This window comes from Saccharopolyspora terrae (assembly GCF_004348435.1).
GTDB classification, from domain to species: Bacteria; Actinomycetota; Actinomycetes; order Mycobacteriales; family Pseudonocardiaceae; genus Saccharopolyspora; species Saccharopolyspora endophytica.
Window position 1 is genome coordinate 210,083 of record NZ_SMKS01000003.1, and the last position, 24,618, is coordinate 234,700.

A 24,618-nucleotide genomic window follows, 5' to 3' on the forward strand; every position below is an offset into this window, starting at 1 on the left:
TCTGATATGCCCGGACAGTTCGGGCCGGAACCGCCCCTCGGCGAGGCGCGAGCGGCCGCCGTGGCAGGTCATGGCGACCGAATTGACCGAACACCTGGGCGGCCCGGCCTCGCGATGGTGCAGGCTTGGGGCGTGGTCGAAGCGAACCTTCCCGTCGTCTCCGTGATCGTCGTGAACTACCGCGGCGCGGACGACACCATCACCTGCCTGCGCGCGGTGCGCGACGAGCTGGACTACCCGGCCGACAAGCTGGAGGTGCTGTGCGTCGACAACGCCTCCGGTGACGGCTCCGCGCAGCGCATCCGCGAGGCCGTGCCCGAGGTGCGGTTGATCGAGTCGGCGAGCAACACCGGTTTCGCCGGTGGCTGCAACCTGGCCGCGCGCGAGGCGACCGGGCAGGTGCTGGCGTTCCTCAACAACGACGCCCGTCCGGACCGCAGCTGGGCGCGGGCGGCCGTGGAGGTGCTGCGGGCGGAACCGACCGTGGGCGCGGTGGCCAGCAAGGTCCTGGACTGGGACGGCGAGCGCGTCGACTTCGTCGACGGCGGCCTCACCTGGTTCGGCATGGGCTACAAGCGGCACGCCGGTGAGCTCGACGACGGTTCGCACGACGCGGCCCGCGACGTGCTGTTCGGCACCGGCTCGGCGCTGTTCGTGCGGGCCGAGCTGTTCGCGGCGCTGGACGGTTTCGACGAGCGCTTCTTCATGTTCTACGAGGACGTGGACCTGGGCTGGCGGCTGAACCTGCGCGGCTGGCGGGTCCGCTACGAGCCGAGGTCGCTGACCTTCCACCGCCACCACGCGTCGATGGCCGAGGTGGCCTCCTCCCGCGAGCACTACCTGCTGGAGCGCAACGCGCTGGCCGCGCTGTACAAGAACGTCTCCGACGAGACGCTCGCCAAGGCGCTGCCCGCGGCGATGGCGCTGGCGGTGCGGCGGGCCACGGCGCGCGGCGAGATCGACCCGACGCAGCTGGAGATCACGCGGCGCGGCGAGGCCGAGGACGACTCGCCGGTGCCGATCGACCGCTCCGCGCTGGCGGGGATGCTGGCCATCGACCAGTTCGTGGAGCTGCTCCCGTCGCTGAAGCTCTCCCGCGAGCAGGAGCAGCGGGAGCGGGTGCGCACCGATGCCGACCTGCTGCCGCTCATGCGCAAGGCGATGGAGCCCGCCTACCCGCTGCCCCGCTACCTGGCCGCGCACGAGGCGCTGGTGGAGGCGTTCGAGCTGGACGAGGTGTTCGGCCGGCCGCGCAAGATCGTGGTGATCACCGGCGACGCGGTCACCGAGCGGATGGCCGGTCCCGCGATCCGCGCCTGGCACATGGCCGAGGTGCTGGCCGCCGAGCACCAGGTCCGGCTGGTCAGCGTCAACGCCCGGGTGGATCCGCCGGAGTCGGAGTTCGAGGTGCTGGCCGCCAAGCCGCGCGAGCTGGGCGAGCACGTCGAGTGGGCCGACATCGTGGTGCTGCAGGGGCACGTCCTGGAGATGGTGCCCGCGCTCAAGCGCGTGGACTCCACCAAGATCGTGGTCTGCGACGTCTACGACCCGATGCACCTGGAACTGCTGGAGCAGGGCCGGGATTCCGATGACGAGCGCCGCGCGAAGGACCTCGCCGGTGTCACCAAGGTGCTCAACGCGCAGCTGGAGCGCGGTGACTTCTTCCTGTGCGCCTCGGAGCGCCAGCGGCACTTCTGGCTCGGGCACCTGGCTTCGCTGGGCCGGTTGACGCCGGGCCTCTACGACAACGATCCGACCGTGCGGTCGCTGCTGTCGGTGGTTCCGTTCGGGTTGCCGTCGGTGGCTCCGCGCCGCACCGCGCCCGCGATCAAGGGCACCAGGCCGGGGATCTCGGCGGACGACAAGGTCGTGCTGTGGGCGGGTGGCGTCTACAGCTGGTTCGACCCGCTGACCCTGCTGCGCGCGATCGACCGGCTGGCGCAGCGGCGGAGCGACGTGCGGTTGTTCTTCCTGGGCATGAAGCACCCGAACCCGGACGTGCCGGAGATGGGCATGGCCGGGCAGACCCGGGCGCTGTCGCAGCGGCTCGGCCTGACCGGCAAGTTCGTGTTCTTCAACGAGACCTGGGTTCCCTACCAGGAGCGGCAGAACTTCCTGCTGGACGCCGATTGCGGTGTCACCACGCACTTCGAGCACGTGGAGACGACCTTCGCGTTCCGCACGAGGGTGCTGGACTACCTGTGGTCGGGTCTGCCGGTGATCACCACCGACGGTGATTCGTTCGCCGACCTGGTGCGCAGCGAGGGCATCGGCGTCGTGGTGCCCGCCGAGGATCCCGAGGCGCTCGCCGACGCCCTGGAGAAGGTCCTCTACGACGCGGAGTTCGCCGCCGAGTGCCGTCGCCGGATCGAGCCGGTCCGCGAGCGCTTCACCTGGGAGGCGGTGCTCTCGCCGCTGACGTCGTTCTGCCGCGATCCGCGTCCGGCCGCCGACCGGCTCACCGCCGCCGCGCCGCTGGTGCGCACCGCGCAGCCGGGACGGGTGGAGACGGTGCGCCGGGATCTGTCGCTGCTGCGGGAGTACCTCGACGCCGGTGGTCCCGCCGAGGTCGCCAAGCGCGCGACCGGCCGGTTGCGGCGCATCGCCGGGGAACGACTCCGTGGCCGCTGACCTGCGGGTTCTGCTGGACGCCACACCGCTGCTGGGGCCGCGCACCGGCATCGGCCGCTACACGGCGTCGCTGGTGGCGGCGTTGGCGTCCGATGTGGACGTTCGGTTGATCGGCTTCAGCACGCGGGGGTGGCGCCGGTTGCGCACCGAGGCACCGGCCGGGACTCACGTGGTGGGGCCGCCGATTCCGGCTCGCGCGCTGCGGATGTTGTGGCGGGGTGGGCGCTTCCCGCCGGTGGAGCTGCTGTCCGGGGCGGTCGACGTGGTGCACGGGACGAACTTCGTGCTGCCCCCGTCGGTGCGCGCGGCGGGTGTGGTGACGGTGCACGACCTGGCGTTCCTGGACGATCCTTCGCTGGCCGACGAGGATCTGCCCGCGCTGGTGCGGCTTTCGGCGCAGCGGGCCCGCGTGGTGTGCACGCCGACGGCGGCGATGGCCGACCGGGTCGCGGAGCGCCTGGACGTCTCGCCGGAGAAGCTGGCGGTCACGCCCTTGGGGGTCGATCCCGAGTGGTTCTCGGCGGCACCGGCCTCAGGTGATCGGATTCCTCCCGAATACCTGCTGTTCGTCGGCGCGGAGGGCCCGCGCAAGGGCCTCGACGTGCTGCGATCGGCGCTCGCTCCGGACCTCCCGCCGCTGGTCATCGCGGGCCCGGGTGCGGCGGGCGAGGCCGACGGGGTGATCCGCACCGGCTACCTCGCCGACGAGGAGTTGCGCGGCTTGGTGGCCGGGGCGAGCGCGCTGGTGCTGCCGTCGCGCGACGAGGGCTTCGGGTTGCCGGTGCTGGAGGCGCTGGCGTGCGGGGTGCCGGTGGTGTGCTCGGACCTCCCCGCGCTGCGCGAGGTCGCCGGTTCGCACGCGGTCCTCGCACCGGCCGAGGACCCGGCCGCGCTGCGCGAGTCGTTGCGCCGCGCACTGGCCGCTCCCCCGGATGCCGAAGCCGGTCGCGCGCACGCGAAGAGCTTCAGCTGGGAGCACTGCGCGAGCCGGACCCATGCCGCCTACCTGCGCGCCGTGGCGTAGGGGAACCTTCCGCTCATCCGCGGTGGCGGAAAGCTTCCCCGCTGGTGGTGAAGGCCTCCTTCAGCGCGTCCTGCCAAGGCCGCAATGGTGTCAGACCCGCACCCTTCCAGGCGTTCTCGGACAGCACCGAGTAGGCCGGGCGCGGGGTTCTGGTCGGGTAGTCGGCGCTGCTGCAGGGGTTCACCCGGTTCGGGTCGAGGCCCAGTTCGGTGAAGATGGCGCGGGCGAACTCGAACCAGCTCGTGGACCCGGTGTTGGTGCAGTGCAGCACCCGCTGCTGCGGTCCGGTGCCCGCGGCGACGGGTTCGGCGAGTTCCAGCAGGCCGCGAGCGAGGTCCGCGGCCCAGGTGGGCGAGCCGATCTGGTCGTCCACGACGGACAGCTCGTCGCGCTGGGCCGCCAGCCGGGCCATGGTCTTGACGAAGTTGCCGCCGTGCGCGCCGTAGACCCAGGCGGTGCGCACGATCCACGCGCTCGCACCGGATTCCAGCACCGCCCGCTCGCCTTCGAGCTTGGTGCGGCCGTAGACGGTGCGCGGCCCGGTCTCGTCGCCCGGCTCGTAGGGGCGGTCGGCGTCGCCGGGGAAGACGTAGTCGGTGGACACGTGCAGCAGCGGCAGTCCGCCGTCCCGGCACGCCTCCGCCAGCGCGGCAGGACCAGCGACGTTGACCCGGTGCGCCCCTTCGGGATCGGACTCGGCCGCGTCCACCGCGGTGTAGGCGGCGGTGTTGATCACGACCGGGCGGAGCTCGGCGTCGCTGGCGGCCTGGGCGAACGATGCGACGGCGTCGCGCGCGGATTCGGGGTCGGTGATGTCGAGTTCGCCCGATCCCGGTGCGTGCACCAGGTTCTCGCGCCGGGCGTCGAGGATGGCCGACAGCTCGGAGCCGACCTGGCCCTTGCCGCCCGGGACGAGCACCGCCAGCCGGGTCATCGGGCCACCGCCGCGCGCTCCTTCAGCGGTTCCCACCACGACCGGTTCTCCCGGTACCAGGCGATGGTGTCGCGCAGCCCGGTCTCGAAGTCGATCTGCGGGGCGTAGCCGAGCTCGGCGATCTTGGCGTGGTCGACCGAGTAGCGGCGGTCGTGGCCCTTGCGGTCCTCGACGGGTTCGACCATCGAGAAGTCCAGTCCGAACTCGGCGAGCAGCCGTTCGGTCAGCTCCCGGTTGGTCAGCTCGGTGCCGCCGCCGATGTTGTAGATCTCGCCCGGCGTCCCGGACTCGGCGACGAGCTGGATGCCTCGGCAGTGATCGCCGACGTGCAACCAGTCGCGCACGTTCATGCCGTCGCCGTAGAGGGGGACCTTGCGCCCGTCCATCAGGTTCGTGATGAACAGCGGCAGCACCTTCTCCGGGAACTGGTACGGGCCGTAGTTGTTCGAGCACCGCGTGATGCACACCGGCAGCCCGTGCGTGCGGTGGTAGGCGCGCGCCAGCAGGTCGGAGCCCGCTTTGGCCGCCGAATAAGGAGAATTGGGCTCGAGAAGATGATCTTCTGGCCACGAACCGGTCTCGATCGAGCCGTAGACCTCGTCGGTGGAGACGTGGACGAACTTGCCCACGCCGGCTTCCAGCGCGGCCTGCAGCAGCGCGTTGGTCCCCACGACGTTGGTCACCACGAAGGCGTCGGAGCCGGTGATGGAGCGGTCCACGTGGGTCTCCGCGGCGAAGTGCACCACCACGTCGACGCTGGTCATGACCTCGCCGAGCAGGTCGCGGTCGCAGATGTCGCCGCGCACGAACCGCAGCCGAGGATCATCGGCCACCTCTGCCAGGTTCGCCTCGTTGCCCGCGTAGGTCAGCTTGTCCAGCACGATCACTTCGGCACCGCTGAAGGCCGGGTAAGCCCCGCTGAGCAGCTGCCTGACGTAGTGCGAGCCGATGAAGCCGGCCCCACCGGTGACCAGAATCCGCATTCCGCCTCTTCCTCGTCCTGCGCGGGCAGTAGGCGCACGGCCCGCGATGGGCAGTCTGACATGCGCCGATGCTCGACCCCATCGACTCCCAAGTTACGTACCGTCACAGATGGGGTTCACCCTTATGAGTGAGATCACCAGATCTCGAGGGACCCGTCATGGTTCGAGTGGATCACCGTTAGCCTTCTCCGAGAAGTCGGGCAATATCACTCGTGTAGGTGTAACGCTCGCCCCCGCAGCCCCCAAGGAGGAATCGCGTGGACGACCGGCCGAGGCGGCCCGGGAGCCCTGATGGGCGGCCCGGAAGAGGTGTTCCGCCACGTGGCCCCGGAGGCGGACCGGCCCGCTCCGGCGCTCCTGCCGGCCGACCGCAGGGTGCTCGTCGCACCGGTGCGGCAGGCGCTGCGAAGACCGGCTCCGCGGGTGCTGCGAGGAGCACAGCAGCGACTGCTCAGAGTAAGGCTGCGGCGAGGCAATCCGCTCGAACCGGTGACGCCGACCTTCATCCCGACGATGTCTGGAGCCGAGGCGGCTTCTGGCAGCGGAAGAGCACCCGCAACGGCGCGCGCACCCTCACCGCCCTGCTGTCGGTGATCGTCCTGTGCATCACCGGCTTCGCCTGGGCGATGTTCCGGCCGGGAGCGGGCGGTACCGGCACCGCCGACGTCATCGGCAGCGGGTTCAGCGCCCCCGACGGCGCCACCGACATCCTGCTGATCGGCAACGACAGCCGCACCGACGCGCAGGGCAACCCGCTGCCCAAGCAGATCCTGCAGGAGCTGCACACCACGCAGGAGGGCGGCGACCTCACCGACGCCATGATCCTGGTGCGCATCCCCAACGGCGGTCACAGCGCCAGCGCCATGTCCTTCCCCCGGGACACCATGGTCAACAGCGGCATCGGCGAGGACAAGCACAAGCTCACCGAGACCATGAACCGCGGCAAGGACGCCGAACGCGCCAAGCTGCAGGACGAAGGGGTCACCGACCCCAAGGAGCTCGACGAGAAGTCGCGGCTGGCCGGCAAGCAGGCGCTGCTGGAGACCATAGAGAAGCTCACCGGCGTCAGCATCGATCACTACGCCGAGGTCAACCTGCTCGGGTTCTACGAGATCACCAAGGCCGTCGGCGGCGTCGAGGTCTGCCTCAACGACGCCACCAAGGACAGCTACTCCGGCGCCAACTTCAAGAAGGGCGTGCAGACGATCCAGGGCGCCGACGCGCTCGCCTTCGTCCGGCAGCGCCACGGCCTGCTCAACGAGCTCTCCCGCGGCAAGCGCCAGCAGGTGTTCATGTCCGCGCTCGCCCACCGGATCCTGTCCTCCGGCACCCTGGCCAACCCGGCGAAGCTCAGCGCGCTGATCGACGCGATCAACAAGTCGGTCACCCTGGACCCGGCGCTGGCCAGCGACATCCTCGGCTTCGCCGAGCAGATGCAGGGCATCGCCGGCGGCAACGTGCAGTTCTACAGCGCCCCGGTGCACCTGGTCGGCGAGTCCGGCCAGGAGGACGTCACGCTCAACATCGCCGAGAGCAAGCAGTTCGCGGCCGACCTGCTCCTGCCCCCGCAGCAGCGCGCGCAGAAGCTGGCGACCCTGAAGTCCCCGACCAAGATCACCACCAGCGTCTACAACGCCTCCGGCATCAGCGGGCTGGCCGCCAACGTGCTGGAGGAGCTGACCAGTCAGGGATTCCAGGAAGGCAGCAGCTCCAACTCCGAGACCCGCAGCTCCTCGGTCGTCTACTACGCCAACGGCGAGCAGGACGTCGGCAAGATGGTCGCCGAGTCCCTCGGCGGCCTGCCCACCGAGGTCAGCCCCAACCTGACCGCGGGCAGCGTCGAGGTCTACATCGGCAAGGACTACAAGGGCCCCGGCAAGTCGAACTTCACCGGCGCCCCCACCCTCCGCCTCGACGGCCTGAACAAGGCCGCCCCGCTGCGCACGCAGGCGGACACCGGGAACAACCCCATCACCGCGGATGGGGTCCCCTGCATCGACTGAGCCGCGTGGGAACTTCCCTGTCACCGCCAAGCAGCATGGGAGCTTTCCTGTCACCAGCAGATGACAGGAAAGCTCCCATGCTTCTGCTGTGAGGGGCTGGATCCACCCGACCGCGCTCGGGGCCGTGCTTCCCTCGTGCGGCCGGCCCTGCGCGGGGCCAGGCACTTGAATCGCAATTGACGGCACTCCCGCTCTCGTGATTTCGCGCCTCGTGCACGCAGATCTGGAATCGCGCTTGAAATATGGGGGACAACCCCTAGGGGATTCCCCCGAAAGCCGCGCGAACAGTGACCCACTCCTCCCCGCGAACAACGAACCAGCAGGTCAGGGACTTGCTCGCATTCTTTTTCAACGCGAAGCAACCGAGACGGGGGCGGCACGTCTTACGAAGCAAAAGCGGGTGAGAAAAGCCCGGTAGCGCCCTGGGGGAAGGACCCAATCATGCTGAAGCGAATTCGTACCGTCGGTGCCGCGACCGCCCTTCTCGGCGGAACCCTGCTGATCGCCGGGTGCAGCGGTCAGGCCGCGACGAACTCGCCGGCCGGGCTGTCCAACTCCGGTCCGCAGGCCGTCAACGCCGCCGGCGTCGGCACCGCGCAGGACGATGACGTCTCCGCGTCCAACTGCTCGGCGACGGACTTCCAGATCAAGCTGCAGGCCCAGCCCAACCCGAACCAGTACCTGCTGACCATGACCAACACCTCGGACAAGGCCTGCGAGCTCGGCGGCTGGGTGAACCTGACCCCCACCAACATGGCGAACGAGCCGATCGAGGAGGTTCCCAGCGAGAACGTCGAGATCCCGGGCGGACCGCAGGACATCACCCTCGAGCCGGGTCGCACCGCTTTCGCCGGCGTCCACGCCGAACTGGGCGACAAGGGCGACTCGAACACCTACGTCACCAGCGGTTTCGTCGCCAGCCCCGCCGACATGAGCGGCTCGGTCAACGCCCCGGTCAACGGCCTGAACAACGAGCCCGTCACCGAGATCCCGCTGAAGAGCCTGCAGGTCGGCACCCTCCAGCCCTCGGCCCAGGGCGTCCTGTTCTGACCCACGCAACTCCCGCCCGAAGCCCGCGCCGCACCGGCGCGGGCTTCGCCGCGTCCAGGGCTCCCTTCGCGACGTGAGCGAAAGGTTCCCCTCCTCGCACCCCAGGGCCTCCTCTCGCGAAGTGAGCGGAAAGTTCCCCCACTCCTGACCGAAGAGCTCCCCTCACGAGGTGAGCGAAAGGCTCCCTTCCTCGTGCCCCAGGGGCCCCTTCATCAAGTGAGCGGAAAGTTCCCCTCCTCGTGACCGAGACGTTCCCCTCACGACGTGACCGAAAGGTTCCCCTCCTCCGGCTTTTGAGCATGATCCTCGGCGGTTTACTGTGAATCATCGACACAAAACCCAGGGGGAGGGCTCGGTGGACGAACCGGATCAGGGGCATGAGCTCCCCGAACCGGACGGCCCCGAAGTCGTTTCGTCCGGCCGGTCCCGCTCAGCGGCGCGGATCGCGGGACGGAGCGTGGTGGCGTTCGCGTCGGTCGTCGTGCTGGGGCTCAGCGCCGTCGGCTGGTTCGTCATCGACCGGCTCAGCGAGGTCAGCTCGGCGAAGGTGCTCGCCGAGGTGCCGCACGCTCCTCCGCCCGACGACGGGGCCACCGATGTGCTGCTGGTCGGCAGCGACAGCCGCACGGACGCTCAGGGCAATCCGCTGCCGCTGAAGGTCCTCAAGCAGTTGCGGACCGAGGCCACCGGTGGGCTCAACACCGACAGCCTGGTGCTCATCCGCGTTCCGCACAGCGGTGCGGCTCCGACCGCGGTGTCCATCCCGCGCGACACCTACACCGAGACGCCGTCCGGCAACCCCGACAAGATCAACTCGGTGTACGGGCTCACCAAGAAGGCCGCGGCCGAGGAGCTGGAGGACCAGAACCTGCCCGCCGTCGAGGTCGAGCACCGCTCGAAGGTCGCCGGGCAGCGCGCGCTGGTGCAGACCGTGCAGACGCTCACCGGCATGCGCATCGACCACTACGCCGAGATCAACCTGCTCGGGTTCTTCGAGCTCACCGACGCCGTCGGCGGTGTCGAGGTGTGCCTCAACAACGCGACCAGCGACAAGGACTCCGGGGCCGACTTCAGCGCCGGGCGGCACACCGTCACCGGCGGCGACGCGTTGTCGTTCGTCCGCCAGCGGCACGGCCTGCCGCGCGGCGACCTGGACCGCATCGTGCGCCAGCAGGTGTTCATGGCGGCGTTGGCGAACAAGGTGCTCTCGACCGGCACGCTTACCGATCCCGCGATGGTCAACGACCTGACCGCGGCCACCCAGCGCACGGTCGAGCTCGACGAGGACTGGGACGCGCTGGGTTTCGTGCAGCAGATGCAGCAGATCGCCGCAGGGCGGGTCAACTTCGTGACGATGCCGGTGCTCAGCGCGGGCGCGCGCGACGAGCGGGGCCAGAGCATCGTCTCCATCGACCGCGCGGCCGTGCAGCAGTTCTTCGCCGGCCTGTCCGCCAACGCCCCCGGCCTGGCCCCGAAACCGGGTCTGCGCCTGGACGGGACCGCCCGGCAACGACCGATCACCTCCGACGGCGACGTTCCCTGCGTGAACTAGCCGGTTAGGCTGCGCGCATGAGCGTCACCCAGGCACTTCTCGGCCCGCTGCTGGCGAGCGGAGCACCCAAACCCCTGATCACGCACTACGACGACGCCACCGGTGCTCGCATCGAGCTCTCCCGAGCCACCACCGCGAACTGGGCGGCGAAGACGGCGAACTGGCTGGTGGACGAGATCGACCTGGAGCCGGAGACGCCGGTCTCGGTGTCGCTGCCCGCGCACTGGCAGACCGTCGGCGTGCTGCTGGGCGCCTGGTGGGCGGGTGCGCACGTGACCGACGAGCCCGCGGGCGCCGAGGTCGCGTTCGTCCCGGCCGCCGACCTCGCGCGCGGCGAGGGCGCGCACGTGGTGGCCGCCGTCGGTCTGGACCCGATGGGGGCGCCGGTTCGCGGCCTGCCCACCGACGCCGTCGACTACGTCTCGGACATCCGCGTGCACGGTGACGACTTCAGCCCGATCACGCCCGTCGCCGGGGACTCGCCCGCGCTGCTGGGCAAGTCGGTCGACGAGGTGCTGGAGCTGGCGAAGCGCCGCGCGGGTGAGCTGGGAATCGGCCGCAGCGACCGGGTCCTGTCCACCTTGGACTGGACGTTGCCCGGTGGCGTCGTGGACGGGCTGCTCGCGGTGCTCGCCGCGGAGGCCGCGCTCGTGCACTGCACCAACCCGGACCTCGCCAAGCTCGACAAGCGACGCGCCGACGAGCGCACGACCGTCGAACTCGGGCTCTGAGAGGCCCCTCACACAAGGCCCGCATCAGTTACCTACTCGCGGGTAACATCGAGGGATGCGTGCTGCGCAGTCACTCTTCCGCACCGAGGGCGAGCTCTTCGTGCCGAACGAGGCGTCCGGGAACCCCTGGGGCGAGCTGACCGGGGGCGGCCCGGTCGCGGGTCTGATCGCCCGCGCCATCGAGGCGGCCAACGACGACCCGGACCTATTCCTCGCCCGGCTCACCGTGGACCTGATGCGCCCGGTGCCGCGCGTCCCGCTGTCGATCGAGGTGCGTCCGCTGCGCACCGGCAAGCGGCTCCAGGTGGTGCAGGCCGGGCTGCACATCGACGGCCGGCTGCACACCAACGCAACCGCCCACTTGCTGCGGCGCTCCGACCTCGACGGACCGGCGCCCGGCTCCGCCGTGCCGTTCGACGGTCCTGACGGCCTGGAGGACCGCACGCTGCTCCCACCCGAGCTGGGGCTGCGCTGGGGAGTGCACGACGTGATGCAGGTGCGGTGGATCGCCGACCAGTCGGCGACCGGCGTCAGCCGCGCGTGGATGCGGATGCCGCTTCCGCTGCTGCCGGGTGAACCCCTCAGCCCGCTGTCGCACGTGGCGATCCTCGCCGACGCGATCAGCGCCGCCAGCCCGGTCGGCGAACTGTTCGGTCCCTGGATCAACACCGACGTCTCGATCTACCTGCACCGCGAGATGCGCGGCGAGTGGCTCGGCATGGAGATGCGACGAGACGTCCAGCTCACCGGGATCGGCACAGCCCACGCCCGCCTCTACGACACCGAGGGCCCCATCGGCACAGCCCAAGAAGCAGTCATGGTCAACCAACTTGGCTAAACGACAACACCCCTCACACCCACCGGCGCAACCCGACCACTTTCACGATCCGAACCCGGAAAACCGCCGTGAACAGGGGCCCGAATACCGCCGTAATCCGGGCAGCCCGGGGCGGTCCAGACGCGTGGCGGTCTCCCGGCATCCCGGATTTCAGTGGAAATCCGGGTTCCGATTTCCACTGAAGTCCGGCAGAGGACTTCCACTGAAATCGGGAACCCAGCTGGGGACGGGCCGGATGCGGAGAACTGCCGTGATCCGGTGGCTGAATGTCCGGGGGTTCGGGGTTGGTTCGGTGCGTTGGTCGCGCTGGGGCGCGGGTCAGGACTGGTCGGCCTTGGACTGGAGGGCTGCGTGCTTTTCGTGGACCAGGGTTTCGAGGTTTGCCTGGAAGTCGGCCATCTGGTGGCGGAGGCGGGTGCCCAGGTCGCCGGAGTCGGTGGCGAGGGTGCGGACCGCGAGGAGGCCCGCGTTGCGGGCTCCGCCGACCGACACCGTGGCGACCGGGACTCCCGCGGGCATCTGCACGATGGAGAGCAGGGAATCCATGCCGTCGAGGTGCTTCAGGGGCACCGGGACGCCGATCACCGGCAGCACCGTGGCCGAGGCGACCATGCCCGGCAGGTGCGCGGCGCCGCCCGCGCCGGCGATGATCACGCGGATCCCGCGGTCAGCGGCCTCGCGCGCGTAGTCGAGCATCCGCTGCGGCGTGCGGTGCGCGGAGTAGACGCCGACCTCGAAGGGGACGTCGAACTCGGCGAGCGCCTCACCGGCAGCCTGCATCACCGGCCAGTCGGAGTCGCTGCCCATGATCACGCCAACGAGCGGCTGCTCACTCACGCGGACCTCCTGGAATGTCGAAAGCTGCTGGACGTCAGTGGATTTCGTGGCCGTCGAGCCACTCACCCGCGGAGAGCCAGTGCGCCGCCAGCCGTGCCTGCTCGCGGACCTCGGCCATGTCGTCGCCGAGAACCGTGATGTGGCCCAGCTTGCGGCCGGGGCGCTCGCTCTTGCCGTAGAGGTGCACCTTGGCGTGCGGGTAGCGGGCGAACAGGTGGTGCAGCCGCTCGTCGACGCTCATCGTCGGCTCGACCTCGGCGCCCAGCAGGTTCGCCATCACCACGGCGGGCGCGGTCTGCTCGGTGCTGCCCAGCGGGTAGTCGAGGACCGAACGCAGGTGCTGCTCGAACTGGGAGGTGCGGGAACCCTCGATGGTCCAGTGCCCGGAGTTGTGCGGGCGCATCGCCAGCTCGTTGATCACCAGGCCGTCGGCGGTCTCGAACAGCTCCACCGCGAGCACGCCGGTGACGCCCAGCGACTCGGCGACGTTGAGGGCGATGTCCTGCGCCCGCTCGATCAGCTCCGGCGAGGCGTCCGGGGCCGGTGCCAGCACCTGCACGCAGATGCCGTCCTCCTGCACGGTCTCCACCAGCGGCCACACGGCGCCCTGACCGAACGGCGAGCGCGCGACCAGCGCGGCCAGCTCGCGGCGCAGCGGCACGCGCTGCTCGGCCAGCAGCGGTGCGCCGCCGTCGAGCAGCTCGGAGACGGTGCGCTCGGCGTCCTCGGCGGAGTCGAGCATCCACACGCCGCGACCGTCGTAGCCGCCGCGAGCGGTCTTGAGCACGCACGGGAAGCCGTGCTCGGCACCGAACTTCAGCACGTCGTCGACCGAGGTGATCTCGGCGAACGGCGGCACCGGCAGGCCCAGCTCGGCGAGCTTGCGGCGCATCACCAGCTTGTCCTGGGCGTGCAGCAGCGCGTCGGGGCGCGGCTGCACGGACACGCCGGCGGCCTCCAGCGCGCGGAGGTGATCGCCGGGAACGTGCTCGTGGTCGAAGGTGACCACGTCGCAGCCCTGGGCGAAGGTCTTCAGCGCCTCCAGGTCGGTGTGGTGGCCGAACTCGACGTTCGAGGCCACCAGCGCAGCGGACTCGTCCGCCGAGTTCGCCAGCACCTTCAGCGACTGCCCGAGCGGAATCGCCGCCTGGTGAGTCATCCGGGCGAGCTGGCCACCGCCGATCATGCCGACAACTGGGGTTCCGGTGCGCTGGTCCACCCGTCCAGCGTAAGGCGGTGCACGCCTCACACCTGCACCGGGACGAACTAGCGCGACCTGGTTCACAGCTCGGCGCGGGTGATCACAACGCGGCGAGCAACCGGCACACCTCCGCGTGATCGCCCGGCAGCGTCTCCTCCTGGAACCGGATCTGGCCGCAGTCGCGCAGCGCCGGGTCCGCGGCAAGCCGGTTCTCGATCAGCCATTGCGCCTGCTGGCAGCGGCTGCGCAGCTGCGGCGTGCGCGGGGCGAGGACCGCCGCCGTGGCCGCGCGCAGCAGCGCCGTGGTCTCGCCCGCGTCGAAGACGGAGCGCAGCACGTCGGCGATGAGCACCATCGCGACCATCCGCGGGTAGCCGTCGGTGGACACGCCCAGCATCACGGTGATCAGCGCGTAGTCCTCGTCGGCGGTGGAGCCCCGCGAGCTCGCCTCCCGGTAGACCTCGTGCAGCCGGGTGCGCAGGTAGGCGGCGGTGTTGAGCCCGGTCAGCGGGTCCTGGACCTCGCGGCCGACCGCCATGCCGCTGACCGCGTCCGCCCAGCCCAGCGCCGTGATCCGGATCAGCGATGCGGGCACCGCGTCCGGGTCGGCCGAGACCAGCCCGTCGGAGTCCTCGCCGGCCACGGCGTGCAGGGCGGCGAGGTCCTGCAGCGTTCCGGACAGTCCGACACCGGATTCCGCGCGCGACGCGCCCAGTTCCGCCAGCGGATCGGACAGGTCGTCGCCCGCGACGACGGCCGCGCACACGGCTTCGACGGCCGAAACCTCCCAATCGCTGGGAAACGGCCACCCCGCTGCTAGGCTCGCCGTCCGCCAGCGCGAGCGCACCGCTCGTTCCAGCGTCCGCACTGCCGACGCGTCACACCTCAGTGGCCAGTCCCGCATGCTCAACGTCCCTCCCCATCGGGCCTACTCGTGAGCGAGACGAAGCAGACGGTCGCCCATGACGGTGGACTCGCTGGCTTTGCCCATACGATTCGGATCACAATGTTCGGCGAATTCCACATCAGGTGGTTTTCGCCGACCGAGCTCCCAGGTAGGACTGACGAGGACATGCCCCCTGCGGGGAGGAAGGTGCGGCGTGGCGACTGTCCCAGCAGAAGTCGAGAGCCCCAGCGACGGTGAGCTCCTGGAAGAGGTGCGCGGCGGTTCGTCGCAGGCCTACGGCGAGCTCTACGAGCGACACGTGGCGGCGGCCTACAACATGGCCCGCCAGGTCGCCAAGTCCGCGGCCGAGGCTGACGACCTCGTCTCCGAGGCGTTCGCCAAGGTCCTCGACACGCTGCGGGAAGGACGCGGTCCCACCACGGCCTTCCGCGCCTACCTGCTGACCGCGCTGCGGCACTGCGCCTACGACCGGACTCGGCGCGAGCGCAAGGTGCAGCTGGCCGACGACGTCGCCGAGGTCTCCGGGGCCGACGTCAGCGTGCCGTTCACCGACACCGCCGTCGACGGGTTGGAGCGCACCCTCGCCGCGCAGGCGTTCTCCCGGCTGCCGGAGCGCTGGCAGACCGTGCTCTGGCACGTCGAGATCGAAGGGCAGTCGCCCGCCGAGGTCGCCCCGCTGCTCGGGCTGACGCCCAACGGCGTGTCCGCGCTGGCCTACCGCGCCAGGGAAGGGCTCCGGCAGGCCTACCTGCAGGTCCACCTCGGTCAGCTGGAAGCCACCGGCTCCGGTGTCGAGCAGTGCCGGGCCGCCGTCGACAAGCTGGGCTCGTGGACCCGGGGCGGCCTGTCCAAGCGCGAGACCGCGCAGGTCGAAACCCATCTCGACACCTGCGACCGGTGCCGCGCGCTGGCGGCCGAGCTCGCCGACGTCAACGGCGCGCTGCGGGTCATCATCGCGCCGCTGGTCCTGGGCGTCACCGCCACCGGCTACCTCGCCGCGGCTTCCTCCGGCGGTACCGCTGCCGGGGCGCTCGTCACCGGTGGCGCCGCCGGTGGTGCCGGTGCGGCCGCCGGGGACGCGGCCAGCTCGGGTCCTCGCCAGGCGGTGACCGCCGGTGTCGCGTCCGCCGTGCTGGCCGCCGCGATCGCGGTCGCCATGACCTCCGGCGCCGACCAGTCCATCCCGGTCGCGCAGCCACCTGCGGCTCCGCCCGCCGCGGAACCGCCCGCGCCGGCACCGGCTCCGGCGCCACCTGCGGCACCCCCGGCCGCGCCGCCTGCGGCTCCCGCTCCGGCGGCTCCTCCCGCGGCGCCGCCCGCCGCTCCCGCACCCGCACCGGCGCTCGCCCCGCCTCCCCCTCCGGCTGTGACGCCCTCGCTCAACGCGACCGGCCCCTCGCAGCCGTTGCAGCTGGTCGCCGGGGGTGCGCCCGTGTCGGTGCCGATCCGGGTGACCAACAGCGGAACCGGTCCGTCGGTGCCGCTCACCTCGACGATGGCGCTGCCTCCGGGCGTGACCGCGCAGCTCCCGGCGGCCGTGTCCGGCCCGGCGAGCACCGCGCCCCAGGCCGCGTCGACCACGCCCGCGAGCACGTCGCCGCAGAGCGCCTCGGTGACGCAGGCGGCCGGTGCTCCGGCGGTGCGCTGCAACGGTTCGAGCGGCACCGTCACCTGCACCACCGACCGGGGGCTGCGGCCCGGCGAGTCGATGGTCTTCGACTACCTGGTGCGGGCCGACGAGTCGGCGACCGGCGGCGAGATCACCGTGTCCATCAGCGCCGGTGGCCAGATCAACCTGCGGCTGCCCGCGGTACCGGTGATCGTGCAGCCCGCGCCGGAGCCCCCGCCGCCCGCACCGCCGGCACCGCCGAAGCCCGTCGACCGGGTCGATCTCCACGCCTGGGCGTGGGACCAGCCGTGGATGGACATCAGCCGGGTCGCGATCGGGGTCCGCAACACCGGCACCAGCACCGGTCGCGCGGAAGTGGTGGCCGAGCTGCCCGAGGGCGCCGAAGCCGACGTCGTGCCGACCGGCTGCACCGCCGTCGGTCGAACCGTCACCTGCGCCGAAGACGATCTCGCACCGCACGAGGGCTTCTACCGGGAGCTGTGGGTCTCCAGCGACCGCGATCACCGGGGCCACCCGTGGTGGCCGGTGCACGACCCGGACGCGGTGGCCGTCGAGGGACGTCACCGGCACGACGTCTGGGTTCCGATCACCGCGACGCTGGGCGAGGCGACCGATCGGCAGGTCGTGGCACTGCACCTGTGGTCGCCCTGGTGGCCGCCGAAGCCGCCGGAACCGACCCCGCCGCCGACCACCACCGGCACGACCACGTCGACGACGACCAGCACCCGGCCGGACTGCCCGCCGTGGTGGCCGCCGGGCCACACCGGGGAGCCGCCGTGGCCGCCCGGACACGGGCACGGCAACGGGCACGACCGGCCGTGGGAGCACGGGCACTGCCACCCGCCGTCGCACGAGCGCCCGCTCCCGCCGCCGCAGCCGTCGCCGACCGCGGTCCCGCCCACGACGACGACAGCACCACCACCGCCGACGACGACCACGACGACGCCGAGCCCGACTCCGAGCTCGTCGTCCACGCCCCCGTCGACGACCACCGCACCGCCGTCGTCGTCCACCACGTCGCGCCCGACCACGTCGAGCACCACGACGTCGAGCACCACCACGTCCGGTTCCTGACCTGCTCAGCGCTCGTCCCGGCCTTGATCGGCGGTCCGATCGGGGCCGGGACGAGCGGCCGGAAGTGAGGTGGCGTACTCCGGTCCTGGCCCAGGGACGCGCGGCCCCTCCGTAGACTTGGGGGGTGTCCGTTGCAGATTCGGTACTCGCGCGGGTCCCGCAGCCGTACCGGGCTTTCGCGTTGCGGTACCGCGAGCTGCTCAAGTTCGGGGTCGTCGGCGCGATCACCTTCTTCATCGACACGGGCATCTTCTACGCGCTGAAGCTGACGATCCTCTCGCCGAAACCCGTGACGTCGAAGGTCATCGCGGTGCTGGTGGCGACGCTGGTGTCCTACGTGCTCAACCGCGACTGGTCGTTCCGCACGCGCGGCGGTCATCGCAGGCACCACGAGGCGACGCTGTACTTCATCATCAGCGGCATCGGAGTCGGCCTGTACTCCGCGCCGCTGTGGGTCTCCCGCTACGTGCTCCACCTGCAAACGCCCTACACGAGCAGGCTGATCGAGGAGATCGCCGACTTCACCTCCGGGCAGATCGTCGGGCTGCTGCTCGGGATGGCGTTCCGCTGGTGGGCCTTCCGCAAGTGGGTCTTCCCCACCGACCACGAAGAGGACACCCCGGAGAACGACCCGGCGCTGGCCCGCTGAGGCTCAGCGCGGGGTGGGTTCCGGCTTCCACAGCAGGCCCAGCACGTCGTCGGCGCGCGCGACCCGGAGGAACACCTCGAACATCGCCGGACGCGCCTGGCTGAGCTCCAGACGACCGCCGTCGGCCTCCACCAGCGCCCGGGCCAGCGCCAACCCGACCCCGGTCGAGCCGTGCCCGGAGAAGCCGCGCTCGAAGACGTGCGGCACCAGCTCGTCCGGCACTCCCGATCCGGCGTCGGAGACCTCGATGAGCACCGTGCCACCGCCGTGCCTGGCTGTGAGCGTGACCGGGCCTTCGCCGTGCCGCAGCGCGTTGTCCAGCAGCACCCCGATCGCTTCCCGCAGCCGCGCCGGGGTGGCGCGCGCCAGCAGCTCGTCACCGATCTTGAGCCGCAAGGTGCGGCCCTGGTTGCGCAGCGGTTCGCGCCACTCGTCGGCGACCTGGTTGAGCAGGCTGGTCACGTCGAGCGGTTCGGCGTCGCGGGCGCGCGCCGCGGTCGCCGCCGCCAGCAGGTCGTCGAGCACCGCGGAGAGCCGCTCGGCCTGCTCCAGCGCGGCGCCCGCCTCCTCGGAGACGTCGGCGTCGTCGACCGCAGCCAGCGCCTCCAACCTCAGGTGCAGCGCGGTCAGGCGGCTGCGCAGCTGGTGCGAGACGTCCCCGACGAGCTCGCGCTCCCGCTGCACCAGCTGGGACAGCGCCGCGCCGGAAGCGTCCAGCGCGTCGGCGACCCGGTCGAGCTCGGGAACCTCGTGCCGCTGCGGATCGGGCCGGAAGTCACCCGCGCCGAGCCGCGCGGCTCGCGACGCGACGTGGCGGAGCGGATCGGCGAGCCGTCGCGCCGTCACCGAGGCGACGATCATGCCGGTGCCTGCGGACAGGACCACGAGCATCAGCACCAGCCCGGCCACTTGGAGCTGCTGGGTGCGCACCGGAGCGCTGGGCGCGGCGATGGTCACCGTGCCGCTCTGCACCATCGGCACGCTCTGGACCAGCGGGTCCTCACCGGGATCGGGCCCGTAGACGTAGTCGTGCGCCTGGGTCCGCACCACCAGGCGAGCTCCCTCCGGAACCGCCAGCCGCACGGCGTTGAGGTCGATCGGGCGCTGGTTGGCGACCTGCTCGTCGAGCAGCGTCGCGATCTGCTGCGCCCGCGTCGACAGGTCGGCACCGGTGAGGTCCTGGACGAGCTTGAGCGCGCTGAAGCCCAGCGGGAGCCCCAGCACGACCGTGGTGACGGCCACCGCGAGCAAGGTGGCCTGCAAGATCCGGCGCCGCATCTAAATCCTGTTGATGGGGTTGCTGTGCTTGGCGGTGCAGGTGGCAGAACCTGAGCGGCTCCGTGGACTCCGTGCGCCGCTCCTGATGCATGCCGATGCACGGCGTCCCGGCGCACTCGCCACGAAGCCGCTCAGAACCTGCGGCGGTGAGGGCTGAGTCCCACACCTGAAACAGCGGCTTCGCCGCATTCCTCAGCTCCTAGTCCGAGTTGAAGCGGAAGCCGACGCCGCGCACGGTGGCGATGCGGGTCTCGTCCAGCCTGCCGTTGCTGTCGCTGAGCTTCCGGCGCAGCCACGAGATGTGCATGTCGAGGGTTTTGCTGCCCTTGCGGTCGGACTCCGGCCAGACCTCCTCGAGGATCTCCTCGCGGGTCACGACCTGGCCCGCGTGCTGCATCAGCACCCGCAGCAGCTCGTACTCCTTGTTCGCCAGCTGCACCTCGTGCTCGTCGACCAGGACCCGGCGTGCGGTCAGGTCCAGGCGCACCCCGGAGGCCTCCAGCGTTTCCGGCGCGCCCCGGCGCAGCAGCGCGCGGATGCGGGCCATCAGCTCGGCGAGGCGGAACGGCTTGGCCACGTAGTCGTCGGCACCGGCGTCCAGACCGACGACGAAGTCGACCTCGTCGGTGCGCGCGGTGAGCATCAGGACGGGGAGTCCGCGGCCCTGCGCGCGCAGTCTGCGGCACACCTCCAGGCCGTCCATGTCCGGCAGCCCCAGGTCGAGGACCAGCAGGTCGACGCCACCTTCGGCGGCGGTGTGCAGCGTCGACGGACCGTCGGCGATCACCTTCACCGCGTAGCCCTCGCGTTGCAGCGCCCGGGACAGCGGCACCGCGATGGCCGGATCATCTTCTGCCAGCAACACCACGCTCACGCATCCCAGACTAGAGCCTGCGCGGAAGTTCCTTCGCCCAGCGGTGCGGCTCGGCGGAACTGGAAGTGTCCGCGGATCACCGCCGCCACCGCCCTCGCCAGGTCGCCGGGGGCGACGGACTAGGGTCTGGGGACGTGACCAGCGATCTCGATCTCGCCCAGCAGCTGGCCGATGTTGCCGACTCGATCACCACGGCGCGCTTCCGCGCCCGCGATCTCGGCGTCGACCGCAAACCCGACCGCACCCCGGTGACCGACGCCGACCTGGCCGTCGAGGACGCCGTGCGCGAGGTGCTCGCGAAGCACTGTCCCGGTGACGTCGTCGCCGGTGAGGAGCGCGGCGGCACCACCGGCGACGGCCGCGCCTGGGTGCTGGACCCGATCGACGGCACCAAGAACTTCCTGCGCGGCGTGCCCGCCTGGGCCACCCTGATCGCGCTCGTCGACGGCCAGCGCCCGGTGGTCGGCATGATCAGCGCCCCGGCCCTGGGCAAGCGCTGGTGGGCCGCCGAAGGCGAAGGCGCCTGGTGCCGGACCGGTCAGGGCGCGCCCGAGCGGATCTCGGTGTCCGGGGTGCGCGACACCGCCGACGCCTACGTGTCCACGACGCACCTGGGCACCTGGGTGGAGCACCACTCGCGGGAGTCCTACCTGCGGTTGATCGACGCCTGCTGGGAGAACCGGGCGTTCGGCGACTTCTGGCACCACTGCCTGGTCGCCGAGGGCGTCATCGACATCGCCGCGGAACCGATCGTCAACCCGTGGGACGTGGCGGCGGCGCAGATCCTCGTGGAGGAGGCCGGCGGCAGGTTCACCGACCTCTCCGGAACAGCCCGCTACGACGGCGGCAACGCCCTGTCCACCAACGGGCACCTCCACGACGAAGCCCTGCGCCTGCTGGAGCGCTGAGAACTGCTGGGAAATCACCTCGCTCGGCGGTGCGAGCTGAGTCCCACAGCTGAAACAGCGGCTACCTCCGCCTTCTTCACCAGCCCTGAGCCGATGGTTCTGCTTGGCGGGTGAGGAGTCGGGCGTAGCCGACTCCTGCGGTGAGCAGGATCAGCCCTGCGCACAGGAACGCGATGACGCGCGCGAAGCCGTCGAGCGTGGCCAGGTCGAACAGCAGCAGCTTCGCCAGCGACACGGCCGTGAGCACCAGTCCGCCGATGCGCAGGTGCCGCACCTGAACCCCGCGCAGCAGCAGGGCGATCGCGAACACCACCCAGCACAGGGTGATCAGGATGTGGCCGGTCAGGAACGCCCCGCGCGACTCGCTGACCAGCAGGCACGCGGCCATCGTGGCGCTCGCGGTGCCGTAGAGCAGCGCCAGCGCGGCCGAGGCCCACAGCGGCAGCGAGGCCGGCAGGCTCGCGACCTTCCCGATCCGCACCCCGGCGGTGGGCAGCGCGACGGCCACCACTGCGATCAGCAGGCCGGCGACGAGACCGGCCACGCCGGTGCCCTCGTCGTCGGAGAACAGCAGCGCGCTGATCGGCACCTCGTTGGCCAGGGCCAGGAAGAACCCGAACACCGCGTAGCAGGCGGCGCCGAGCAGGATTCCGCCGCGCCGCAGCAGGTGTCCGGCGGCGGTCAGCAGCAGCGCCTCGCACAGCAGGCCGGTGGCCCAGCTCGACGCGTCCAGGGCGGTGATCGTCGCCTGCCCGGTCGCCACGACGGCCATCGCGCCGACGGCGGACAGGAAGCGGCCGGGCAGCCAGTCGGCGAAGGCGGGCAGGTAGCGGCCGACGGCCCAGATCGCGGCCAGCAGCAGCGCCATGCCCGCGCCGGTCGCGGTGGCCTCGGCGCGTTCCAGCAGCATCGGACCAGCGAGGAACGACGGGGTCGGTGCGGCGACGAGAAGACCGATGGCGGTGCGTTCGGCGGCGGGCAGGAACCCCGCCGTCACGGCGGCGATGACGACGCCCAGCACGGCGGCGACCAGGATCGCGGGCACCAGCACGGGGTTCGGGAAGGCCAGGCCCCAGAACGCGCCGACCAGCGCGGCGAGCCCGGTGGGGATGCCCGCGGCGAGCGCGAGCCCGCCCCAGCCGCGTCGCACCTGGACGGGGGCGGCGGCGACCTGCAGCAGCACGACGAAGCCGATCAGCAGCGCGTCGGCGCCCTGGGTGATCATCGGCGCGCAGATCGCGGAGCCGAGCACGACGCCGATCGCCAACGGCTGCGCCTGCCAGCGGTCGGCGAGGACGAGTCCGCCGATCGCGACGAGCAGCCCGGTGCCCAGACCGGCCGGGGCCGGGAGGTAGCCGTAGAGCGCGGTCGCGGCGACGACATCGAGGAACAGGGCCGCGAAACCGGTGGTGGCCAGCGCGATCGAGGCGATGCGCTGCTCGGCGGCCTTGCGATGCACCCACCCACCGGCGGCGATCAGCAGCGCGGCCAGCGCGGCTCCCCCGGAGACTCGCGCGGCCGGGCCCAGCCAGTCCTGCTGGACGGCAAGGACCAGCAGGAACACCACGCCGAGCAGGGTGACGCCGCCGCCGACCCAGGCCAGCACGCGACTGGGTTCGAGGTTCGGCCTGATCCGGCGTCGAGGCTCGGCCACGGCCTGCGTCGGGTAGGCGGGGAGCGGTCCCGCGGGCGGCTGCTGCGGAGCGGCCGGTGGCGCGGGCGCTTCCTGGGGCCGGGTGGCCGCTTCGGTCTGCAGCACGCTGCCCAGGTACGACAGGCGCTGCCCGATCGCGGCGAGCTCACCCGCGACCAACTGGAGGGTGTCCGTGTCCCCCTGGTGCGGTTGCGACATGCCGACATGCTCCAGCCAACACGCCACCCGGACATCCGTAGCACTACTCAAATACCAAGCAGCCAAGGCCAGCCAACGTCAGGCAAGCGACGAAGTCGCTTTCTCACTACCCCACCAAAGCAACCGGCACCGCCGCGGGTTCTGAGCGGCTCTCCGGGGAGGACAGCCGTAGCACCGTGTTGGACATACACAAGTCTCGGATCCCGGAGCCAGAGAGCCGCTCAGGTTCCGCTACCCGCACCGCAAAGCAACAAGACCACTGAGTAGTTGCAGTAAAGCCGCTCAAGTCCCGCCAACCGCCACCCACCCGGCAATAAGGACCACGGAGCATTCACCGAACAACAGGAGTCCCCTGCGGCGGAGTGTTGGTGACGTCGACCGGCCCGACTACACCGCGCAGGGCCTGAGTCCAGGTGAGCCGCCCGAACAGGTAGAAGCAGGCGACCTGCTCGTTGCTGAAGCTGGCCCAGTCGTAGCGATTTCCCTGCTCGCGCCAGAAGACCTCCCAGCCGGGTCCGTTCTCGGACTCCGTGCGCAGCAGGCACCAGGCGTCGTCGGCTTCGGCTCCGATGGAGACCAGTTCTTCCGGAACTCCCATCGCGATCAGCCAGCCGAGTACTGATTCGCTGTTCATCGCGGGCTCTCCTGTTGCCGATCGTGCTGGTCCGGGGGCGGTTCGCCGTCTGTGGTGCCGGTGAGCACCAAGCGCAGCGTGGAGGCTTCCGACAGCTCCCGGGACTTGGTCAGTTCCACCAGGTATCCGAGTCCGACGAGGTCGGCGGCCGGGTAGGTGGTGCGGTAGCGGACTCCGCGGCCGGGCTGCTCGAACCACGGGGCGGCCACCGACCGCCAGACGGGGAGCGGCCGCAGCAGCCGGTAGCGCCGGTAGTCCCGCTCGGCGTGGGCCGGAGGCAGTGAGCGGTGCGCGAAAGGTGTTGCGGCAGCGCAGAAGAGCCGCCCGTCGCCGGTGCCGAACAGGTCGATGACCGCGTCCGGTTCCAGCACGACGGCCTCACCGGGTTCGAACCCGCCTTCCGGGAACTCGTCGGCTTGCGGCCAGCGGTGCCGGGTGTGCTCGCCGTCGCGGATCTCGTAGCGGCGTTCCCAGTCGAGTTCGCTGAGCTCGCCGAGCGGTTCGTGGGAGGCGAGCAGCACTTCCGGGGGTGTGGCGGGTTCGGGGGGTTCGGCGCGGTTGCGGCGGGCTTCTTCGTAGAGCGCCGTGTTCTGGGCGCGGCGCAGCGCGTCGGTGTCGTCGACCAGGTCGGAGCGGGGGTGGTCCTGCGGCGGGAAGTTCAGCCCTTCGCGGTTCTCGGGCGCGTCGTGCACCGGCAGCTGGCGGCTGGCCTGGTCGGCGGCGACCGGCATGTAGCCGATCGGGAACTGGTGCAGCACGAAGGCGACCACGTCGGCGTTGCGGGGACCGTGGCGCAGCGGTCGTTGCTGCGGTTCCGGGGCGGCCGGGGACTGCGGCGGCTGGGCTTGCGGCGGCAGCGGGCGCAGTGCTCCGCGCTGCACCTGCTGGTGGGAGGCGGGCTGGTTCTGGACGTGCTGGGGCTGGCCGCCCGGCGGCTGAGGTGCGGGTCCGGCCTGCCCGAAGGCCATCGGCGCCCGGTTGACCGGGGGTGGTTGCGGTGGGCGCACGGCGGCCACGCCCTGCTGAGG

The 24,618-nt window shown here is 71.2% G+C and carries 20 protein-coding genes; 10 read left to right on the forward strand and 10 right to left on the reverse strand.

Features of this window, described 5'->3' with window-relative positions:
• Positions 1–114: 114 nt before the first annotated feature.
• Both E1181_RS03895 and E1181_RS03900 read left to right on the forward strand, forming a co-directional pair.
• Positions 115–2,631: a glycosyltransferase gene (locus E1181_RS03895; RefSeq protein WP_132672479.1), complete on the forward strand. Its 2,517-nt coding sequence runs from the start codon at positions 115–117 to the stop codon at positions 2,629–2,631.
• Positions 2,621–3,655: a glycosyltransferase family 4 protein gene (locus tag E1181_RS03900; RefSeq protein WP_132672480.1), complete on the forward strand. Its 1,035-nt coding sequence runs from the start codon at positions 2,621–2,623 to the stop codon at positions 3,653–3,655. The genes E1181_RS03895 and E1181_RS03900 overlap by 11 nt, the downstream gene beginning before the upstream one ends.
• A 13-nt stretch (positions 3,656–3,668) precedes the next feature.
• On the opposite strand, the gene rfbD is transcribed toward E1181_RS03900, so the two are convergent.
• Complete coding sequence (rfbD, locus tag E1181_RS03905; RefSeq protein WP_132672517.1) at positions 3,669–4,589, reverse strand: dTDP-4-dehydrorhamnose reductase; 921 nt, start codon at positions 4,587–4,589, stop codon at positions 3,669–3,671.
• The gene (gene rfbB / locus E1181_RS03910; RefSeq protein ID WP_132672481.1) at positions 4,586–5,572 is read right to left on the reverse strand and encodes a dTDP-glucose 4,6-dehydratase; all 987 of its coding nucleotides are present in this window, start codon (positions 5,570–5,572) and stop codon (positions 4,586–4,588) included. Before rfbB ends, rfbD begins: the two co-directional genes overlap by 4 nt.
• A gap of 590 nt (positions 5,573–6,162) precedes the next feature.
• On the opposite strand from rfbB, the gene E1181_RS03915 reads away from it, so the two are divergent.
• The 5 genes from E1181_RS03915 to E1181_RS03935 all read left to right on the forward strand — a co-directional run bounded on the left by E1181_RS03915 (position 6,163) and on the right by E1181_RS03935 (position 11,746).
• Positions 6,163–7,575 (forward strand): LCP family protein, encoded by a 1,413-nt coding sequence (locus E1181_RS03915; RefSeq protein ID WP_235876043.1) that lies wholly within the window; start codon positions 6,163–6,165, stop codon positions 7,573–7,575.
• 441 nt (positions 7,576–8,016) lie between these two features.
• On the forward strand, positions 8,017–8,625 hold the full coding sequence (locus E1181_RS03920) for a DUF4232 domain-containing protein (RefSeq protein ID WP_132672482.1): 609 nt from the start codon (positions 8,017–8,019) through the stop codon (positions 8,623–8,625).
• Between the two features lie 355 nt (positions 8,626–8,980).
• A complete protein-coding gene (locus E1181_RS03925; protein ID WP_235876045.1) occupies positions 8,981–10,177 on the forward strand; it encodes an LCP family protein in 1,197 nt (398 codons plus the stop codon).
• A gap of 17 nt (positions 10,178–10,194) precedes the next feature.
• Positions 10,195–10,908, forward strand: coding sequence for a TIGR03089 family protein (locus E1181_RS03930; RefSeq protein ID WP_132672484.1), 714 nt, complete (start codon positions 10,195–10,197; stop codon positions 10,906–10,908).
• Between the two features lie 55 nt (positions 10,909–10,963).
• Complete coding sequence (locus E1181_RS03935; protein ID WP_132672485.1) at positions 10,964–11,746, forward strand: thioesterase family protein; 783 nt, start codon at positions 10,964–10,966, stop codon at positions 11,744–11,746.
• 318 nt (positions 11,747–12,064) lie between these two features.
• Here E1181_RS03935 and purE read toward each other — a convergent pair whose 3' ends face one another.
• The 3 genes from purE to E1181_RS03950 all read right to left on the reverse strand — a co-directional run bounded on the left by purE (position 12,065) and on the right by E1181_RS03950 (position 14,652).
• On the reverse strand, positions 12,065–12,553 hold the full coding sequence (gene purE / locus E1181_RS03940) for a 5-(carboxyamino)imidazole ribonucleotide mutase (protein ID WP_132672519.1): 489 nt from the start codon (positions 12,551–12,553) through the stop codon (positions 12,065–12,067).
• A gap of 64 nt (positions 12,554–12,617) precedes the next feature.
• A complete protein-coding gene (locus E1181_RS03945; protein ID WP_132672486.1) occupies positions 12,618–13,802 on the reverse strand; it encodes a 5-(carboxyamino)imidazole ribonucleotide synthase in 1,185 nt (394 codons plus the stop codon).
• 82 nt (positions 13,803–13,884) lie between these two features.
• Positions 13,885–14,652, reverse strand: a complete 768-nt coding sequence (locus E1181_RS03950; RefSeq protein ID WP_235876047.1) for a hypothetical protein — start codon at positions 14,650–14,652, stop codon at positions 13,885–13,887.
• A 232-nt stretch (positions 14,653–14,884) separates the two neighbouring features.
• Between E1181_RS03950 and E1181_RS31710 the strand changes: the two genes are divergently transcribed.
• Positions 14,885–17,395 carry a sigma-70 family RNA polymerase sigma factor gene (locus E1181_RS31710; RefSeq protein WP_207922003.1) on the forward strand — a complete coding sequence of 837 codons (2,511 nt, stop codon included), beginning with the start codon at positions 14,885–14,887 and terminating at the stop codon, positions 17,393–17,395.
• Positions 17,396–17,519: 124 nt separating this feature from the next.
• Positions 17,520–18,044: a GtrA family protein gene (locus tag E1181_RS03960; RefSeq protein WP_132672487.1), complete on the forward strand. Its 525-nt coding sequence runs from the start codon at positions 17,520–17,522 to the stop codon at positions 18,042–18,044.
• A 3-nt stretch (positions 18,045–18,047) separates the two neighbouring features.
• On the opposite strand, the gene E1181_RS03965 is transcribed toward E1181_RS03960, so the two are convergent.
• Both E1181_RS03965 and E1181_RS03970 read right to left on the reverse strand, forming a co-directional pair.
• Positions 18,048–19,322, reverse strand: a complete 1,275-nt coding sequence (locus tag E1181_RS03965) for an ATP-binding protein (protein ID WP_132672488.1) — start codon at positions 19,320–19,322, stop codon at positions 18,048–18,050.
• A 199-nt stretch (positions 19,323–19,521) separates the two neighbouring features.
• On the reverse strand, positions 19,522–20,196 hold the full coding sequence (locus E1181_RS03970; protein WP_132672489.1) for a response regulator transcription factor: 675 nt from the start codon (positions 20,194–20,196) through the stop codon (positions 19,522–19,524).
• 134 nt (positions 20,197–20,330) lie between these two features.
• Between E1181_RS03970 and hisN the strand changes: the two genes are divergently transcribed.
• Entirely contained in the window at positions 20,331–21,104 is a 774-nt protein-coding gene (hisN, locus tag E1181_RS03975; RefSeq protein WP_132672490.1) for a histidinol-phosphatase, read from the forward strand.
• 76 nt (positions 21,105–21,180) lie between these two features.
• Here hisN and E1181_RS03980 read toward each other — a convergent pair whose 3' ends face one another.
• The 3 genes from E1181_RS03980 to E1181_RS03990 all read right to left on the reverse strand — a co-directional run.
• The gene (locus tag E1181_RS03980) at positions 21,181–22,956 is read right to left on the reverse strand and encodes a DUF2339 domain-containing protein (RefSeq protein ID WP_132672491.1); all 1,776 of its coding nucleotides are present in this window, start codon (positions 22,954–22,956) and stop codon (positions 21,181–21,183) included.
• Positions 22,957–23,287: 331 nt separating this feature from the next.
• Positions 23,288–23,590 carry a hypothetical protein gene (locus E1181_RS03985; RefSeq protein ID WP_132619158.1) on the reverse strand — a complete coding sequence of 101 codons (303 nt, stop codon included), beginning with the start codon at positions 23,588–23,590 and terminating at the stop codon, positions 23,288–23,290.
• The coding region (locus tag E1181_RS03990) for a TNT domain-containing protein (RefSeq protein ID WP_132672492.1) at positions 23,587–24,618 on the reverse strand (1,032 nt) is incomplete at its 5' end. The genes E1181_RS03985 and E1181_RS03990, both read right to left, overlap by 4 nt.

Coding starts and splice junctions, on each gene's coding strand:
- E1181_RS03895 (WP_132672479.1), top strand. CDS start 115: ATGGTGCAGGCTTGGGGCGTGGTCGAAGCGAACCTTCCCGTCGTCTCC.
- rfbD (WP_132672517.1), bottom strand. CDS start 4,589: ATGACCCGGCTGGCGGTGCTCGTCCCGGGCGGCAAGGGCCAGGTCGGC.
- rfbB (WP_132672481.1), bottom strand. CDS start 5,572: ATGCGGATTCTGGTCACCGGTGGGGCCGGCTTCATCGGCTCGCACTAC.
- E1181_RS03920 (WP_132672482.1), top strand. CDS start 8,017: ATGCTGAAGCGAATTCGTACCGTCGGTGCCGCGACCGCCCTTCTCGGC.
- E1181_RS03930 (WP_132672484.1), top strand. CDS start 10,195: ATGAGCGTCACCCAGGCACTTCTCGGCCCGCTGCTGGCGAGCGGAGCA.
- E1181_RS03935 (WP_132672485.1), top strand. CDS start 10,964: ATGCGTGCTGCGCAGTCACTCTTCCGCACCGAGGGCGAGCTCTTCGTG.
- purE (WP_132672519.1), bottom strand. CDS start 12,553: ATGGGCAGCGACTCCGACTGGCCGGTGATGCAGGCTGCCGGTGAGGCG.
- E1181_RS03965 (WP_132672488.1), bottom strand. CDS start 19,322: ATGCGGCGCCGGATCTTGCAGGCCACCTTGCTCGCGGTGGCCGTCACC.
- E1181_RS03980 (WP_132672491.1), bottom strand. CDS start 22,956: ATGTCGCAACCGCACCAGGGGGACACGGACACCCTCCAGTTGGTCGCG.
- E1181_RS03985 (WP_132619158.1), bottom strand. CDS start 23,590: ATGAACAGCGAATCAGTACTCGGCTGGCTGATCGCGATGGGAGTTCCG.